General features: G+C 39.7%; 14 protein-coding genes. 3 read left to right on the top strand and 11 right to left on the bottom strand.

The annotated features are described in order from the left end of the window. Positions 1–1,095: 1,095 nt before the first annotated feature. Positions 1,096–2,412 (top strand): MBL fold metallo-hydrolase, encoded by a 1,317-nt coding sequence (locus R7F07_RS14075; RefSeq protein WP_005379496.1) that lies wholly within the window; start codon positions 1,096–1,098, stop codon positions 2,410–2,412. 239 nt (positions 2,413–2,651) lie between these two features. Continuing rightward, entirely contained in the window at positions 2,652–3,659 is a 1,008-nt protein-coding gene (locus R7F07_RS14070; protein ID WP_005379494.1) for a sugar transferase, read from the top strand. Between the two features lie 114 nt (positions 3,660–3,773). On the opposite strand, the gene R7F07_RS14065 is transcribed toward R7F07_RS14070, so the two are convergent. The 11 genes from R7F07_RS14065 to R7F07_RS14015 all read right to left on the bottom strand — a co-directional run bounded on the left by R7F07_RS14065 (position 3,774) and on the right by R7F07_RS14015 (position 17,593). Next, positions 3,774–4,583, bottom strand: a complete 810-nt coding sequence (locus R7F07_RS14065) for a glycosyltransferase (protein WP_005379492.1) — start codon at positions 4,581–4,583, stop codon at positions 3,774–3,776. After that, positions 4,580–5,842 carry a hypothetical protein gene (locus R7F07_RS14060; RefSeq protein WP_021034099.1) on the bottom strand — a complete coding sequence of 421 codons (1,263 nt, stop codon included), beginning with the start codon at positions 5,840–5,842 and terminating at the stop codon, positions 4,580–4,582. The genes R7F07_RS14065 and R7F07_RS14060 overlap by 4 nt, the downstream gene beginning before the upstream one ends. Continuing rightward, positions 5,839–6,927: a glycosyltransferase gene (locus R7F07_RS14055; RefSeq protein ID WP_005379488.1), complete on the bottom strand. Its 1,089-nt coding sequence runs from the start codon at positions 6,925–6,927 to the stop codon at positions 5,839–5,841. Before R7F07_RS14055 ends, R7F07_RS14060 begins: the two co-directional genes overlap by 4 nt. 8 nt (positions 6,928–6,935) lie before the next feature. Continuing rightward, entirely contained in the window at positions 6,936–8,018 is a 1,083-nt protein-coding gene (locus R7F07_RS14050) for an EpsG family protein (RefSeq protein ID WP_005379486.1), read from the bottom strand. A 33-nt stretch (positions 8,019–8,051) separates the two neighbouring features. After that, positions 8,052–9,164 carry a glycosyltransferase gene (locus R7F07_RS14045; protein ID WP_005379484.1) on the bottom strand — a complete coding sequence of 371 codons (1,113 nt, stop codon included), beginning with the start codon at positions 9,162–9,164 and terminating at the stop codon, positions 8,052–8,054. Then, a complete protein-coding gene (locus R7F07_RS14040) occupies positions 9,161–10,606 on the bottom strand; it encodes an asparagine synthase-related protein (RefSeq protein ID WP_005379482.1) in 1,446 nt (481 codons plus the stop codon). The genes R7F07_RS14045 and R7F07_RS14040 overlap by 4 nt, the downstream gene beginning before the upstream one ends. Positions 10,607–10,717: 111 nt before the next feature. Further along, complete coding sequence (locus R7F07_RS14035) at positions 10,718–11,734, bottom strand: ATP-grasp domain-containing protein (protein ID WP_005379479.1); 1,017 nt, start codon at positions 11,732–11,734, stop codon at positions 10,718–10,720. A 54-nt stretch (positions 11,735–11,788) separates the two neighbouring features. Further along, on the bottom strand, positions 11,789–13,066 hold the full coding sequence (locus R7F07_RS14030) for a lipopolysaccharide biosynthesis protein (RefSeq protein WP_005379478.1): 1,278 nt from the start codon (positions 13,064–13,066) through the stop codon (positions 11,789–11,791). 81 nt (positions 13,067–13,147) lie between these two features. Continuing rightward, positions 13,148–14,125 carry a Wzz/FepE/Etk N-terminal domain-containing protein gene (locus tag R7F07_RS14025; protein WP_005379476.1) on the bottom strand — a complete coding sequence of 326 codons (978 nt, stop codon included), beginning with the start codon at positions 14,123–14,125 and terminating at the stop codon, positions 13,148–13,150. 182 nt (positions 14,126–14,307) lie between these two features. Then, positions 14,308–17,010 carry an SLBB domain-containing protein gene (locus R7F07_RS14020; RefSeq protein WP_005379474.1) on the bottom strand — a complete coding sequence of 901 codons (2,703 nt, stop codon included), beginning with the start codon at positions 17,008–17,010 and terminating at the stop codon, positions 14,308–14,310. Positions 17,011–17,074: 64 nt separating this feature from the next. Beyond that, positions 17,075–17,593, bottom strand: a complete 519-nt coding sequence (locus R7F07_RS14015) for an outer membrane beta-barrel protein (protein WP_017820722.1) — start codon at positions 17,591–17,593, stop codon at positions 17,075–17,077. A 405-nt stretch (positions 17,594–17,998) separates the two neighbouring features. Between R7F07_RS14015 and R7F07_RS14010 the strand changes: the two genes are divergently transcribed. Further along, entirely contained in the window at positions 17,999–18,217 is a 219-nt protein-coding gene (locus tag R7F07_RS14010; protein WP_005379468.1) for a hypothetical protein, read from the top strand. Positions 18,218–18,280: the final 63 nt, after the last annotated feature.

The following is an 18,280-nucleotide window of genomic DNA, read 5'->3' as shown; positions in this document are numbered from 1 at the left end:
GACTGATTCCCTTTACGGATTCCATTGCATCACAGGTCCGATACTGCTGATTCTTGCTTCGCTCGTATCTAGACACGCCGAACTCTAAGAATGAGCAGGTGATTTTTTGGCGTGACAAAACCACATTAGCCAACGTGGGTTGTAACGCATTGCAAACGCTAATTTCTAATATTGAATATGTAAGTAACTGAGTTCCACCGACACTAGCTCGTGACGGTCATCGGTTCTCAGCCTTTTATAGGCAGGCCAAATACAAAGCTGAACATACTAACTAACGGTTTGGGCCAGTAGTTATGTACTTCTATAAACCTAGTATTTGGTTTTGATAGGTATGAGAAATGGAGATTTAAATTGTAACCTATGCCTAACCAACATTTGCTCGCCACTTTGTTAGCTTTGAGCGTCCCTCTGACAAAAGGGAATTACATAAATTTGTAATAGTTCTCGTTTTTTATAAATCAATCTTGCCAGAAATGCACTTAGGTGCTTATTATTATTAAAAATTATCTTGCTTGGTTTCTTTTCTAGTAGGAAAGAGGCCAACCGATGATTTGGGCACGCTACCGCCCCTAGGTCTGGCTCCTAGAAGCAAGTTTTAGCACGTAGTGGTTAATGGTTGCGTTTCCAAACAGGAGACGAATTGTATAGTAAACACGTTGCAACTAAAAGTAGAACGTGTAAAAAGCTTGCAAAAAAATGTCTTTTTTCTGACACTTAACTCGCCATAAACGTGGCGCTTTTTATTGGCTTACTAATTATTAAACTCCTTCCGGCATAGCTGATGTTTGTATAGCTAGCGCGTTAACCTCAGAAGCCTAGGTGAAAATAGTTGCAATAATATGAATTGCATCACAACAGGTTGCAATGCTACACAGTCAAATTTATGACGAATATCTAAGTCTCTCTAAACTTTCGGTTTTGCTGTTTTCTTACTCTCATTATACTTGCCTACAATACGCTCACTTATTCACCACTTTCTGCTTACCTTGTTCATTGCGCGATTGACTGAGCCGTTTTTTACGTCGCGAGGTGTCGCTATACATAAAAGTAAATACTCGTAAGCGTGGGTTAAAAAGGAAAAGGCGTCGTTTCGTTATGAAAGTACTGCACCACGGTGGGAAAAATACGGTTACCGGCTCTTGTCACGAGCTCGTATTGCAAAATGGAAGTGTGCTGATCGACTGCGGTTTGCTACAAGGTCAAGATAATGCTCAGCAGCAGAGTTTGAATATCGACTTTTCTATCTCTGATCTCAAAGCGGTTGTTCTAACCCATTCTCATATCGATCATGTTGGCCGGCTACCTTGGCTATTGGCTGCAGGTTATAAGGGGCCTATCTACTGTACGGAAGCCACCGCTGAGCTCGTACCGCTTATGTTAGAAGATGGATTAAAGCTCCAGTTAGGCATGAGGCGTCATCAAAGAGAAAACGTACTCGATTTTATTCGAACGCTTATTCGCCCTTGCTCTTACTCCCAATGGATAGAGATAGAAGAACATACCTCTCTTCGCTTTCAACCAGCAGGACACATTTTAGGGTCTGCATATGTTGAGTTTCATTTATTAAACAATGAAGTTGTTGTGTTCTCAGGGGATTTGGGACCTCGTAACACGCCTCTCCTACCTGATCCGGTATCGCCTGAAAAAGCTGACTATTTGTTTATCGAGTCAACATACGGCAATAAAGTTCACGAAGATGTTGAGTCTCGCAGTAGGCGATTGCTTTCTATTATTGAGCATGCACTTCAGGATGGTGGCGTAATTGTTATACCTGCTTTTAGCGTCGGGAGAACTCAAGAGTTACTGTTTGATATAGAACAGCTTATTCATGAGCACGCCTTGCAAGATTCTCTGCCTATTATTCTCGATTCTCCTTTGGCTAAAAAGGTAACTACTACCTATAGGCAATTTAAAAAGCTTTGGGGAGCTGAAGCGAAAGAGCGGCTCGAGCATCACCGACACCCTCTTGCGTTTGATCAATGTATTACCGTCGAAAGCCACACTGACCATTTAAAGCTCGTCAATCGACTCGCGAGCACGACAGAAGCTGCTATCGTAGTTGCGGCCTCTGGTATGTGTGAAGGTGGACGTGTCGTCAATTATTTAGAAGCATTGCTGCCAGATAAAAGAAATGATGTGCTATTTGCAGGCTATCAAGCAGAAGGGACGTTAGGTCGGCGAATTCAGGATGGAGAAGAGAACATACTGATTGAAGGAAGGCGCGTTAGAGTGGAGGCTCAAGTACATACCATGTCAGGTTACTCTGCACATGCGGATAGGGACGATTTAATACAGTTTGTTTCTGGCATTCCTACTCCTCCGAAAGAAGTTCACCTTATTCATGGTGAACAAGAGTCGAAAAGATCGCTTTATCAACAACTGATAACCCTCGGATATAACTGCGTTATATAGTGAAATGAACAATCATTTAATCTCGAGGCAATATAATATATCGCAAACATAGTTTTTCGAGTTCGTTGATATAATTACGTTAAGATTCAAAAACAAGTCATGAACAAGGACTCAGGTTCAAGAAAATTAACAAAGTTATGAGCATGTTCTGGATTCAGGGATATAATTTCTATACGAAATAAATTATAATCGCCGACTTGTAAGCAATTGGCTAGTCGATAACAACTTATTCCATTCCTATGACAGACAGTATGAGCGACACGCTTCAAGAACGAGAAGCTTCTGAATTAACTAAGCATAATTCTATCAGCATAACATCAGCATTGGACGAGTTATCCGCAAGTGAATCAAATGCTTGCCTTTATATCTACTGTCCAAAAGAAGACGAAGCAAAAATTGCTCAAGTACTTAAGAGGCATCCTGAGATTAACGCTCAGGTTAATAACTATTCTCTTAGAGACTTCAAGAGCAAAACGCTTTGCCACTTCAAAAGCTCGCATCTAGCTCCTGAACAGCAAGCTTTTCTTGTCGCGGCGACAGAGCTAGGTGCTTGGGTTGAGCCATTAGTGAGCTATTTTGACCGTTCACTCGGATATACTGAAACTGAGCTTTTGCACAGCGGCTACTTCTTACACCAAAAAGCTTTTTCTATCCTTTCTAATCGTAAGAACAGCTGGCAAAAACGCTTCATCGATCTGTTGTTTGTTTTCATGCTGTCATGGGTTGCTATTCCAGTAGGGCTTATTACGGCACTACTCATTAAGCTTGAATCGCCAGGTCCGGTATTCTTTAAACAGCGTCGTACCGGCCAGTATAATGAAGAGTTTGAAGTGATTAAGTTTCGCTCGATGCGAAACGATGCAGAAAAGAACGGAGCCCAATGGGCAACCCAAAATGACGCGCGCGTAACGAAAGTCGGCTGTTTTATTCGTAAAACTCGCATTGATGAGCTCCCTCAGTTAATCAATGTACTAAAGGGAGAGATGTCGATGGTTGGCCCTCGCCCAGAACGTGAAGTGTTCATCTCTGAGTTGGAAAAAGCCATTCCTTACTATCGCTTTCGTCACGCCGTTAAACCTGGGGTCACTGGCCTAGCTCAAGTAAAATACCCTTACGGCGCATCGGTAGAAGATGCTATTTGGAAGCATAAATACGATGTCTATTATATCAAACATCAAAACTGGATGATGGAAGTGAAGATTCTTTTCCTTACAGTCAAAACAGTGTTATTTGGGATGGGTCGCTAAAACACTGCGAATTTTATCGAACGTATCACAGGTATAAAAAAGAGCAGCGCCTCGCGGTCGCTGCTCTTTTTGTATTTACTTTAGTTAGTTATATCTTAAAAAGTATGCTAACAATTATCTTGCAAATCTATAGATAATCTTTTTAGTAAACCTTGGAGAAAGCCTCAGCACCGCTTTTAATGAAGTGTTTACTATCAAGTTTTTCGTTGATAAGAAACCTATTCTTTTTTGATAGCGCATTAACCTACACTCTTGCTTGAAGTAAAAATACCCTCTGCGAGTAAGCATCTCTTTGCCCGAGCGCATTTTCAACAATGTGTCAGGTAAATTAGTTAGCTGATATCCTTTACTCAATAAAAGACTCCACAAAGCATAATCCTGAGCTTTCCGTAAGTCTGGATACCCACCTACGGATTCTATAATCGACTTTCGGAAAATAGAAACTGGATGGCTAAGAGGGCTACGACGAATAGCGAACTTGCGTAACTCTGCTGAACTAACTGGTAACTTGCGTTCAGAAATACGAAAGCTAAAACTCTCATCCCACTCCTCAAGCGTTGCGCTAGAGGCAGCAATACTCGGATTTCGAAGCATAAATTCAACTTGCTTTTCGAAACGTTGCGGCAATGCGATATCATCGGTGTCCATTCTCGCAACTAATTCGTTTCGACAAGCTTTCAAGCCCGCATTTAATGCACCCCCTAACCCAATGTTCTGTGGCAACTCAACAAGTGTTAGAACATCACCAAGCTTGACCTTCCACGATACAATTTCATCTTCTAACTCAGAACATAGAGGCCCATCTTTCACTAAAACTATCTGATCTGGCTTTAAGGTCTGCCGCTCCCAAATACTTTCCATTGCTTCTTTTAAGTATGAGGGACTCTCTTGGGTATAGACAGAGAGCAAAACACTAAATTTCATTTAGGTAGATCCATTCTGTAAAGTTGACGCTTACCGCTAAATACCGAATCAAAGAAAACGGCCGTCCCGCATGATGATAATCGAGGATGGAGGTCGCACCTTGTTTCTCCTGAAAACTCAAATCCATGGAAAAACTCACCAATTGGTTTAACTTCACCAGTGACAAGGTTACAGAGAAGAAGATGCTGCATTCTAGCTTTGTCTGGATATGTATCAGTCACAAACCAATCTCCGACTACATGAGGATGCCCATCCCCATAACCTGAAAGTTTCTCATGCTGGAATGGAGTAAAGTTGCCAGAAGCCACATCAATAAGCCAATAACCATCAACTCCATTAGGACCCCGCATAAAACCAAGCACCGTTGACTCGTTAACCCAAAAACAGTGGCTTACCATACCAAAGTCACTCAACAAGGTGACATTTCCTGTTGTAATATCAAACTTGAGCAAGCGATCGAAACGACGCTTACCTAGTAAATATCGATGCATAAATATAAAGTGTTCACCTGATGGTGAGATCATCACGTGATTAAATTTATGCACCGCACTCTGAAAGTCTGGAGTGGGATTTATTTTACAAGCATCATCTAGAGAAAATAATAGTTTCGTATTACCAGTTTTAATATCTACAAACCATAATCCATCTTGGGTATTATCACGCAATTCTTTGTCTTTTAGTAGTGAGGTATTTCGGTAACCATAGTCCGGCCTTAAAGTCATCAGACGTTTATAGTTTAGCGAAATAAAATACTCGTCTTTGAAAGAATCCTGCACCGCATGGCTAAACTCTTTAATTTGCTTTCTTTCACTTACTGAATAGATTTTCGCAATGTAAATGTTTCTTTCGCTATCGTAGTCGTTGAAAATGAAAAGATCTTCATTTAGCCAATGCGCTCTGCAACCTTGCTGCCAGTTGTAGGCATTGACAGACAAGCTTAATAACATTTCTTGATTATTATCAAATACAGCAACTTCTACACTTTTTTCTATTGAAGGTAAAAGACTAGTTGAGCGACTAGATAATTGGGTAATTACCATTCCTAGGCTATTTTCCGGGGACTTATCGTAGTAGCCAAAAAAGCTTTCCCTTGATTGGTTGGAATAAGCGATAGGGCTCACTTCAGATTTGAACTTGTAAGACTTTTTAGCTCGAACATACATTAATCTAGAGTAACAGAACTTTGCAAACTCTTTGATCGCAGGAAAGCGCCTCAGTACTCTGGCAATATTACGTTCCAACCCGCTATAACTACTCACTGTGCCTCCAAAATTTTACGATATAGTTCTTGATACTTTTCAGACATTTGCTTCGCAGAAAACACTTCTGTTGCGAGTCGTCTCGCCTCTTTTTTTGAGTTTTCATCAAAGTCGATCGGTGCTTGAGACAACTTTTGTTTAAGATGAAGCGTACCGGAATCTAAAGAAAATAATTGACACGCTTGTTTAGATTCTTGTGCTATCTCTTGGTGGGAGTCAATGTCTGATAATATTACAGGCAAACCTGCGGATAGAGCTTCTAAGACTGTATTTGGTAAGCCTTCAGATAATGAAGTAGATACAAAATAATCCGAAGCAGCAAGATATTCATTTACATTGGATACATTGCCCAAAAGACCCACGTTGGGCCCAGCTTTGACCTGAAGGTCATTTTTAAGAGGGCCATCGCCAAGAATAATCAAACTACCTGCACTTTTATTGGGTAGCCTATTAAACGCATCTATCAATAACTCCATGTTTTTTCTTGGAATTAAACTTCCCACAGAAATGTAAACCGGTTTCTCGTATTCTTGCAAAACCGAAGGAGCCTGTGAGCTTTCTACAAAGTCTTTTACACCATTCTGAATCGCATCACTCTCGATGCCAACACTCTTTAGCTGTGCTTGGATCGTTTTAGAGCATGACACTAAGTTGTGACACTTTTTCATAGCAGAAAAGTGCTGCTTAACCATCAACGCTCCTTTAATTCGACCAAACTTACTAATATAGTCCTCAGGTGGAAAGTTTCTCGATGTCATAACCCATGGAATGCTACCTGCAATTGAAGAGGCAAGACTGTCAGCTCGGATGCCCTGAGTATGGATTAAGTCTGGTTGGATCTCTTTGATTAAACTCTTCAGTGTTGAGCTAGCTAGAAACATGCCTTTAATTCTAGATAGATTCAAAGAATACAGATTGACCCCTGCACTTTCGTAGTCTTTCCAGCGGCTATTATGTTGAGGCTCCGGAGACAATGTGATCAAGTGTGGTTCAAAAATGTTTCTATCAAGGTTGTTTATGATATTAAGCAATTGATTTGTTGGGCCAGAGTGTTTCAATGTACTGACAACAAAGAGGATTCTCATGTTTGTACCTAATTAAATATTATTGTTTGATATGGTTCTGCGTTTTGAACTGTAGTGACAAACATTAGTGCAGAAAATGCTATTAAAGATAAATATATAAGCGGCCTAGACCTTCTATGAAAAATCAACACAATAGAAGGCAATATTATGATGGAAGCTGGTGTACAGAAAAGATCTTTTATACGAGCAAACATAATCCCATAATCGATAAAAAACAGCATCATCGAAAATCCATAAACATACATGGGTATTAGAATAGAATTATATTTGTTTACCTTAACCAATCTCTTGTAAAACAAGAGGATTAATACAGAAATTAATAAATGAACTAAAACGGTACCGCCAAATATAGAATATGACTCAGCAAACTTTGAATCCATGTATCTGACGAGTCTAAATTCATTACCCAGCCCCATAAACTCAGCAATATAGAGAACAATTGTCATCCCGAACCCACCAGCAGCAGCCATAACAAAGGATGCTGCGAGCACTGAAGACAGCATCCACGGACGCGCGAGCTTTTTCATAAAAATCAATAAAAAAGATAACACTGCAGCAATATGTACCAGTAAAGATGATGTCGCGGCGAGAGTAAAAATCAACTTCCTGCTATGGTATAAATAGTAGACGGCCATTAAAGTAATCGCAGAAGACAAACCATTCCTTATTTGCCCTAAGTCTGCCCGCATCCAGATAGCTATGTATAAAAGTACTGATAAGTAAAAGAAGTTCGACATTTTTTTAAATGCATAGAGCTTTATCCCTATAGATATAGAAGCAATAAAAAAAACAAATAGTTCGAAACTACCACCAAATGACTTAATAAATAGTGTTAAGAATGCATAAAGGCTTTCCGTCGGTTTTTCTCCAGAAGATGGGATATAGTTTGGAAATCCCATCTCTGAAACATTGTCGACATAATAGTAAATTTCTTCGTAGTTAAAGTAATCAACTGAGGCATATCTAATGCCAACAAAAAGCACAAGTAATATATAAAGTGCTGGCGATAAATTGATTACACTCTGACTTCTATTAACAGAAATAATAGAAAAAAACATAATCAGAAAGAATGGAAAGAAGTATATTGCCACTATAATTCAACCTTTAGTAAAAAGATAAGAGCATTAAGACTTAGCTTCAATTAAAGACTGATAACTTTGCAAAATTTTCTCTATAGTATATCGTTCAGATGTACTTTGTGTTTTTTTTCTAATAATACTGCCATCACAGACTAGTGATATTTTTTCTGCTAACTCATTTACGTCCTGATAGCCGACTAAATATCCATTTATGCCATCTTCAATGATTTCGCTTGGACCACTTGGGCAATCAAATGAAACAACTGGAGTCCCAAGTGTTATCGATTCAACAAGCACGTTTGGGAAGCCTTCAAATAATGAAGTTAATAACGTTGCCTTTGCATTGGCATAATAAGGAATCATATCACCCTGAAACCCCTCAAAGTCTACTCTTTTAAGTACATTAAACTTAGCGGCGCACTTCTTCAGTTCACTCTCCAAGCCTCCTTGCCCAACAATCTTCAAGCGGAGCTCTGGATACCTTGGTGCCACTTTCGAGAAGGCTTCAATCGCATAATGGAAAGCTTTTTGCTCTTCCAGTCTTCCCACACATAGCAAATAGTCTTCAATACTGGCTTCATTTACGATAGTGCCAAGTGACACTTGCTTCTGATAGTTCGCAACAATTTGGCAAACAGGATTGTTGATCACTTCAACTCTGGATGCTTCGACACCTAAGTAATCAATCAAGTCTACTTTCATTGCAGAAGATTGAGCGATAAAATAATCAGACAGTGCATAAAACTTCTTAATCAAATGTTTAACAATAAAACCGTGCCATAGGCCTTTTTTCTTTGATTCAGCTATAGATAAGAAAATGATATTTCTTGAAATCAATGTAAATTTCAGTCTCATGATACTTCGTATCAGACCCAACATTACTGATATTTGGCGGTTAAAAGATAAAACTATTTTAGGCTTTGCTTGCTTAAGATAGCGAGAAATAGCAACGGCTGAATAACGGGTATGCTTAACGTCTAAATTAATTAAGTTCACTTCGGAAGCTAGCTCTTTTTCTCTGACAGCACCGTTTAGACTCAATACGACTAAGTCTACAGAGTACCCCTGATTAACAAGACCGTTCGCTAAAGTTACACAAACTTTCTCTGCACCACCGCCACGTAAGCCACCAATAATAAATGTTATTGATTTTCTCATCGTTTGCTGACCTTCAGTGCTGTATGATATAGCTTGGTGTAAGCAAAAGCCTTTAGTCGATTGAAGTCATCAAGTGCACTATATTTGTTTACTTGTGACTTAAGGTTATTGTTTCTAACGAAAACTGAAAATGATGCTAACCATGCCATTTTTTCATCAAGACGATCTGCCTTAGCATAAGTTGTTTTAGGCCAGTGCTTTGCCCACATATCTAAAGACTTCTCATTAAATATACCTAACTCTTGCAATACACCACTATTAATCTCATTCAAAACGGTGCTCCTTAGGTCGTGTCTCAACCATTTCCCATAACAATTGTTACGACTAGTGAGCGTATCTTCTACGATACTGTTAGCTTTGTTGTAACGACGCCCTGTCCTAGCCCAAGGAATATCCAATAAGTTTCCAGGCAACAACTCAAGTAAGTGTTCATAGTTATCGTCTGTACGACAACTAGGATCTAACGACCACATAAACCCAAATACATCCGGTGAAGTAAACATCTGGTACAAAGGAATTCTGTCATCAATAACTTCCATGCAAGCGTTCAACTGGCGGCGCATATAATGCTGTTGCATTTCTATCTCTCGATAAGACATCTCACTTCGCCCAGGGAATCGAGACCGCTCACGTTCTAAGTCTGCTCGAACACCATGAATAGCCGCCTTTTCAACAGAAGCTCGAAGAAAAGCAAAATGATTCATATGTCGGTCAAGTATATGAGGCAGCTCAGAAGTTTTTCTGCCAGAATATTCGCCTCTACCAATACTGTCACCATAACTACCAGCCAAAATTCCATCGATACCAATAGTTTTTGAAACATCTGCCATTGCATGCAAATGCACGGGAGAATATTCTGCGCCTCGTTCAGCTGTGAGAAAAATATTGTTGTAAAGCACCTCTTCAGTCAAAGGCTTATAGCTGAATTCCCAGCCAAAGCTTTGTGCAATTCGCTGCGCATATACTACATCACGAGAGTCCTTTAAACCCCATGTTAAAGCGGTAACATCGCCAGTATATTTACCTGTAACCTGTAGCTCCCTCACGATAGCAGCAACAATTCGGCTGTCCATACCACCAGATAGTAGAATACCTATATTCCTTTTTCCGTTAAGGAATTCAAGGGCTTCAATTTCTAGTAACTGTTTTAACTTTTTTGCTACTTCTGGAGAACTTTTTTTATCTTTAAGATGAGGAGGCAAATCTAAATAACTCCAAGACTCACTATCTTTTGACGCACGCTTTGCCATCCAAGGTGTTCGTTCAATTCCTTGAACCATAGTTCGGTTCGAGAATATGTAGTTTTTCATCAAAAACTCCATAACCGAAATAGGATCTACTAAACGCCCTTGAAGATCAAACTTAGAAATATGCTTTTTATAGTTGATACAATTCTCACCCTCTGAGTAGAAAGTTCGAGTTCCCAGACCTAGCTTACTCATGCTACTAAAACCTTAATAAACTGCTATAGGCGAAGTTTTTTAATTTGTTCCGCCCTGAAAATAATTACCACTCTAAATATTTATACTAATTTGAGAGAAGAATATAAACGCTTAAAGCTTCTTGCTTATGAAGTCTTCGATCATGAAGAATTCAGGAGAAAATGCTCCCTCAATCCACTCTAGTTCATTGTTCCAATACCCGGGGCAGTCAAGATATCCTTTTCGCGCAAAAGAGTAACTCAACTCAACAATGAGAGGTTTGTCATCCAACGTAACAAAGTCAAAAGCAAGACACTGGGAGTTCAACTTCTTTGTTACATCAAAAGCAATTTTCAAACATTCTTTGGGTATTTGATGCGGGTCGTAAATAATATTACCACTACCAGAAGCTCGAAAGTCTCCTTCCCTTACCATTCGCTTGATCGCAAACGCTCGTTTACCTATAACAATGATTCTAATATCATGATCGTTGTTAGGAATAAACTCTTGAAAATATGCGTAATTTCTTTCTACTGGAAAGTTTTTTTCAGCCTCTTTCGGAATAACTAACCTAGCAAAGCCCTTACTAATATTTAAAAAGCTGCTTAGAGTTTTATCGCGTTTAAAGTGCCAATAGCGCTCCTTTAAAAAGTTGATCCTATTTTTTACTTTATACCCTTTTCCAAAGGCTTTTCTTATGAATTTTTGAGCTTCACTTTCGGACCTTACAATATGCACATTTTCAGCTCCAGCTCCTCCTCTAAGTTTAAATACCGTAGGGAAGGTTGTTGTTGAAGCCCAATTTAAAGCCACATCTTTATCATAAAAGACGTGGCTAGGAACTAATGGAGCTTTTATAGCTTCTAATAAATACTTCTGACCTACTTTATCGTCAAAGTGCCAAGCTGTTGCAGGATCTGGGAATACTCGCTTACCAGCTGCCGCCAATGAGTAGCTTAATTGACGCGCAAACAATACGGCCCTGTGATCATTGTGTCCCCAATGCCACATAACACCATAGCAACCTTCTAGTTGTTCAATAATATCGTCGGAGTAGCAATCCACTATTTTATAGTTAATATCATTCAGCTGACAATAATCAATCCATTTGTCACTGAAGCTACCCGAACGAGAGTGAATAGCTAACATTTTTTCTCCAATTAATATTTCGTTCTTGTGCTTTTAATAAATACTGAGACTAACTTACTTTCTCATAGAAAAGACAACAAAAAAAGATGTGAACAGGTAAAATAAAGTAAGATAAGCGCTTAACATAATCAAAAAAGTAGATTCTTGAACATGAAAATAAATCGAACCTACAAACATAATTATTAGACCTAACACTCTGACAATGCTTAAAATAAGAAAATGAATTTGAGAACCAACAACATTTATTGCTTCAATCAAAGGTAAGGAAGTAAATTGTAACAACATAAAAGGAGCTAACACTACCGCCATTTGTCCAGCTTTTAACCACTCATTACCAAAAATGACAACAAACGCATACTCAGCCACAAACATCGTCACTATCGTCAAAGGGAATCCAATTAAAAATAATTTCTTTTGTACAGAGAATGTAATTCTGCGGATTTTTTCAATATTATTCTTTCCTATTGACGATATTTCAGCATAATAAGCCTTAGATACAGCCCTAACTATAAGGGTTATAGGTAGATTTAGTGCAACCATAGCTAGACTAAGTTGTCCTGTACTTTCTTTACTAAATAATGCTGCCATCATTAAGGTTGGAGCTTGTAATGACAAAGACATCAGAATTTGAGATGGCAATCGAAATACTGGAAAGCCACGATAATAACTAGATATAAAAGTAGAACGACTCTTAGTAACCTGACTTTTTAGCTTTATAAAATCTGGCAATGATTGTTTAATAAAACTTCCCACACCACCGCTTTGAGCAATAAACTGACCGATCAGTAGACCTGCAGGCTTAAAACTGAACAAACCCATTAAAATTTTTGTAAGATTGCCAAAAAAAGATTGAGTTACTTGTGTTTTGGCTATTATTTTATATTGCTTTTTCCTAGTAGCCCAAAGACTAAATAGTTCATATAAGGCAGTTCCTGCTGCACCAAGTACAATTACAGGCCACCATGGAGCAAGCGCTCTCATATCAAACCAGTTCAGGATAGTTTCACTGAAGAAAAATAGTATTACTGCAATAAAAAGAGAACTCATCAATATCAGAGCTAGACATACCGAAAAAAGATTTATTGCCATCTTATCAGTTTTGGGTAAAGGAATTGCTTGCACATACCGAAAGGTAAAAATAGGCGCTAATATAGCTATCAGTGACGTGTAAAGAGCTAAAACACCGTAATCTTCTGGAGAATAGATTCGGGTTAAAACTGGAATACTAACTAAACCTATAATTCTGGCAAACACAGCACCTTTTGCCAGAGTAAGCATTCCTTTGAATACACTTGCAACTTCGGAGTTCTTATTGCTCTTAAAAATATTCAATTATCTTATCTTAATAAAATATAATTCGTTATTATATAGTTAATAATAAAAGATCTGTTAAGCCTATTTAAATTTATAGCTCTAACTTATCTCATCTTCTTTAAAAGAATAATTTACAAGTATAATTATCATACCTAATATCCCCCCTAAAAGAGTTCCTATTACGCAAATTAATGCACGATTTGGCGAACTCTTAAGCTCAGGAACAACAGCAGGATCTACTGTTTTAAATATAAACTCATCTTGAACTTCAGCTAACATTAAGCTTTTTGTTTGTTCCTCAATTAGACTATAAAAAGTGCTTTGCATCTCAGCAACTGAAGTTTTTTGTAATTGAGTATTTAAGTAGGTAAGGTTTTGAGATACCTCTGAAATAGTTCTCTCTCTCATAACCTTATTAATATCTTCAATCAACCAGTTTACCCACTGCTTTGTTAAATAAGGAGAAAAGTGTTGTACAGATACTGTGTACAAACCAGTTTCATCATCTTTATTTACGCTTAAGACATTTTTACTAAATACCTCATAAGCCTCTTGTGGTGTTGGTTTAGGTCCTCTTAAACCATCTGGTTCTCGCACCCACATGCCAGTCTTAGAGTTATATATTTCGTCATCTAAAACAAGCTGATTCTTGCTTAGGTCCCAGTCTTTTGCCGCCATTAAAGGAACCAATAGATCGTACTTCTCAATGAACGCTTCAGCAAATTGACGAGATTTCATAACTTGGACAGCAAGGTCTGTCTGAGACGCACCTCCTCCACCAAGATTTACTCCTGCAAGAGCAGCCAACCCACCCAATTGGCCTGCCATTTTCGAGAGCCCACCACCGCCAGCACTTTCCGCTGGAGATAACAGCGCATCCGCTTTATAAACATTTGGTAGGCTCAATGCATAGATCACAGAGCCAACAGCAAAAGTAAAAGTTGTTGCAATTACAACCCATTTGCCTCGCCACAAGGACTTGAATAATTCGCGCAAATCAATAGGCGCGTCGTATAACTCATTGGAATGTGGATATCTAACCAATTGTTGAGCCTGCTTTTCTTGTTGTGGTTCCATTTAATCAAATTTCCTTCGCTATAGCGAAATCTTCGCTAATAGAATGACTTTGATGAGGCTGAGCTCCAGCCAATAAATCAATAGCTATAGCCATTAGGTATACTCAGATATCTGAGCCTGAACCTATTGCTATCAATGAATAATTCCCACCCTAATTCAAACTAGAACTAGGGTGGAGTCATTTACTTCAGAGCATTAATCGCAACACCCGTCTGATAAAGAATCTGCGTTGCTGCAGTCCATGTGCTTAATGCATCACGGTAGTCGGTATCAATTGGTACAACAATAGTATCACCAGCTTTTAGTTCTTCTTTGCTATTTCCGAACCAATAACCAGATGAAGGCTTATAAACAGAACCATCTGCACGCACTACAAAAATGCGGTCTTCGTCCGCTTGTTTTTTAGCACCACCCGCTTTGTTAAGATAGTCATCGACATCAAGTTTGTTGTCCAACAAGTAAGTAATTGGAACCTGAACTTCACCCATGATTGATACTGTGTTTCGGAAAGTAGGAACAAAGAGGAAGTCACCGTCCTCGAGCATAAAGTCTGCTGAACGCTCGCCTTTTAAAATACGGTTTAGCTGTACCACCATACGGCCAAGTGCTTTGCTGCGACTTGCTTCCTCAACAAATGCTAGTGTTTTTTCTGGGTCTGAAATTACAGAACCTATATTACTATCGGCTCGGAACGTCTTCTTCGCTGTTTCTTTTCGCATATCTGCGGCGTATTGGTTTAAAAGCTTCTGCTCTTGTAAACGCAATGCTTCACGCGTAAATATCGCTCCTTGGGGGTGAGCGAACTCTGTGAGACCACCCGCTCGATCCAATAGCTCACTTAAGGTTTCACCTTGGCGCACGGTATAGGTTCCAGGGAAACGAACTTCACCCTGTAAAGTGACTGTGCTTTGTAGCTTCACATTTGGCTTTTCTAGGATGTTCAAACGATCTCGGCCTACGATAATTGCATCGTCCGAAGCACTGCCTTGGATTGCTTTACGCAAATCAATACGCTCAACATCAATATACGCACGCTCATCCGCACTATTAATCGCGGTTCGTGCTAATTCTGCATTAATTGTGAATGCGTTGTAAGTCAAACCACCAGCTGCTTCAATAAGCGTTGATACCGTCATTCTTGGAGTAATCGGGTAGCGTCCTGGGTGCTTCACTTCACCAAAGACTTCAGCAATTTGAGGGGCTAACCCCAAACGAGACTGTTGTTGGAGTTGTAACAATACTGGTGCAAGCAAAGTGCGACGAGTGTTTTGCTTCAGCTTTTCAAAGTCTTCCTCTGTAATCTCTTTACCACGGAAAATGATTTTAGCTGGTTTCGCTTGCTCTGTGGTGCTCTGGTTGTTCAACGTACCGTTTACTGAATGCGAAACGGCAACAGAAGAACTCATCACTTCTTGTTCTTTCTGTTGTTCTAGCTCAGCTTGCTCTTGCGCTTGTTCTAGCGTTTTTGCTTTTGAAACAGACTCTTGTGTTGCGAATGTATCCAAGTCTTCGTTATTAAAGCGGTTGAAAACCAATATGCGATCTCGTGATTGTAACTGGAGGTTGTCTTGGCTACCTGGTGATAGAATTGCGTTGGCTAAGCTTAGTTGGAACACTTCAATATCACGTTGCGGATTAATCTCTCTTACCACAACAGCATAGTTAACATCAGCTGTAGAATTAAAAGCTGAGTCAACAGACTTGAAAAGATCAGCAACACGAAGCCCATTGCGCCATTCCACATAGCCAGGATGACGAACATCCCCCTCTATCTGCACGTAACGAGTAAGCTCTTCGCTTTTTTTCAAGATCTTGATGGCGTCGCCATTTTTAACTTTACTCTTTCGATCTTGCGTTTTATTGAAATCAAGCGTCAAAGCCTCACGAGCGTCATGTGAAGCGTAGCGTTTTATCTCCAACTGCTCGACATGAGCATTCGCAGTAAAACCACCTGCCATCTGAATAAGTTGTTGGTAAGTTTCACCGGCCTTGACTTCATAAATTGCCGGACGGTTGATCTCCCCTTCTATAGACACTGTATCCTTAACAGAACCAATTAAAACAACATCATCCGGTAGTAAGCGCACATCATTACTTGCATCACCTTTTAGTAAAAGGTCATACATATCCAACTTACGAATGATTTTACCATCACGCTTTAGCTGGATATCTCTCAGCGCCCCACTTTCACCAAAACCGCCACTGTAATAGATAGCTTGTGAAATTGTCGTTAATGCGCTAACCGTGTAGGCACCAGGTTTATATGCATCCCCCATTACAAACACTTGCATGGTGCGTAATTCACCCAATGAGATATCACTGCGCACACCAATCATTTGCTCTTTTACACGTTGCGTCAGAGAGTCTCGAACATCAGAAAAGTGCATGCCTGCAACATTTACTGGCCCAAGTGAAGGGAAGTTGATTGTGCCCGCACGATTTACGCGTAAACGATGCGTTTCATTATCTTTACCAAATAACTGCACAATGATTTCATCACCTGCACCCACGGTGTAATTTGCTGGCACAGGAACATCACTGATCGGAGCAAAGGTGCTTGGAGAACCAGCAAAAAGATCTAAACCAAAGCGTTTAATCTCTTCCTGCTCACCTTTTTTGAGCCATTGTTCTTCGATATTGGAAGATGCAGCGCCACTAGCTTCAGTTCTAGGTTGGATTACTTGAGGATTTTCGTAAGGAGACTTGTTTGAAGATGAACTAGAAGGAATGGAGAAACCATACTTACTCGCCAAGGCCTTTTGTTGGTCGGCGGGTAGATTTTGAAACATTTTCATTTGTTCTGGAGTGGGTGTTTGTGCCATTGAATAAGACGCAAACGTACTTGCCAATATAAAAGCGGCAATAGAGAAATATCCTTTAAACATGGTATGTCACTATAATAATTGAATAAAAGACCCTAGCCCCAAGTTTGAGCTCTAGGTATTTAAATTAGAATCGGTGCTGAAAACCCAGTGTAATCGAGTTAAGGCGAACTTGGTCTTCAGAGACGTTATCAACGAACTCAAATATCACCGCGCTTTGGTTATTTAAAGCGTAGTGCATACCTAACCCAAAACTAAATCCTTGTTCTTTGTGAGAACCTACATTTTGTAGATCAAGCTGAACGCTTGAATACCCAGCTAAACCGTAAAGTGCAACTCGCTCTGAAACCGGCATATTCAACTTAACAAAGCCGCTCAAAGCGCTATCAACGGCAAGACCACTGTCACGTTGAACTGATGTCCCGTAACGACCTTCTAAACCAATGTAGTCATTAAAGAAGTATCCTGCTTGAGCACTAAGAAGAAAGGGGCTTCCCTCTTTCACGGACTCAGAAGATGAGCTTTTCAGTTCTGCATTTGAGTAGCTCACTAGAGCGCCTGCGTAAAAATCGGCTGACGCTGAAAAAGAACTCAGGCTCAAGCCCAGTGCACCAAGTATTCCCAAACAATGCTGCTTTCTTATCACGTAAAAGTTCCTAGTACTGGTAATAATATTGACTGACAAGGCAAAGTTAAATTTTGCTATACAGATCATTAAATACTGAAGAGCTGGCACGCTACCGCCCTGAGGCATGGAGCGTAAGCCACTGTATCGCTTTCTATATGGTCTAAGTAAAAACGACCTATTGACTTCAAACCTCTAGTGCTGAAGGAAATAGGCAGACAAATTATGCACTCTTGATAGTTTATCAGCAAGCAAGGGAGCAAGATAACCGTGCAATGTCACGCTGGTGTTAGAAATGAGATCGAAAGCCATAGCAAAATAAGAAACTATTTACATGCTAAGGCTTTTTTATCTAGAATATAATTTGGAGCATTTTTTATGCTACCAAACATCGATGTTTTTATACCGGATACACAAGGATTAATAATGAAGAATACAGCTCTAGCTATTCTTATGGCTCTAAGCGCAACAACTGCATTTGCAGCAGAAGAAGCAGGCTCAACAGGCGCAGCTTCTGCGTCAGCAACTGGCACTACAGCTGTAGGTGTAGGTGCAGCAGCAGCAGTAACTGTAGTAGCAGTTGCAGCGTCAGATAGCGACTCAACATCTACTTCGACATCTACTTCTACTTCTACTTCTAACTAATTTCGTTTTGTAGAACAGAAGCCAATCGCCCTGATTAAGTCAGGGCGATTTTATTTGTAAGAG

The organism is Vibrio sp. YT-16 (assembly GCF_033337405.1).
GTDB lineage: Bacteria > Pseudomonadota > Gammaproteobacteria > Enterobacterales > Vibrionaceae > Vibrio > Vibrio alginolyticus.
The sequence above is the reverse complement of the archived record's forward strand: the minus strand, read 5'-3'. Positions and strand labels throughout refer to the sequence as shown.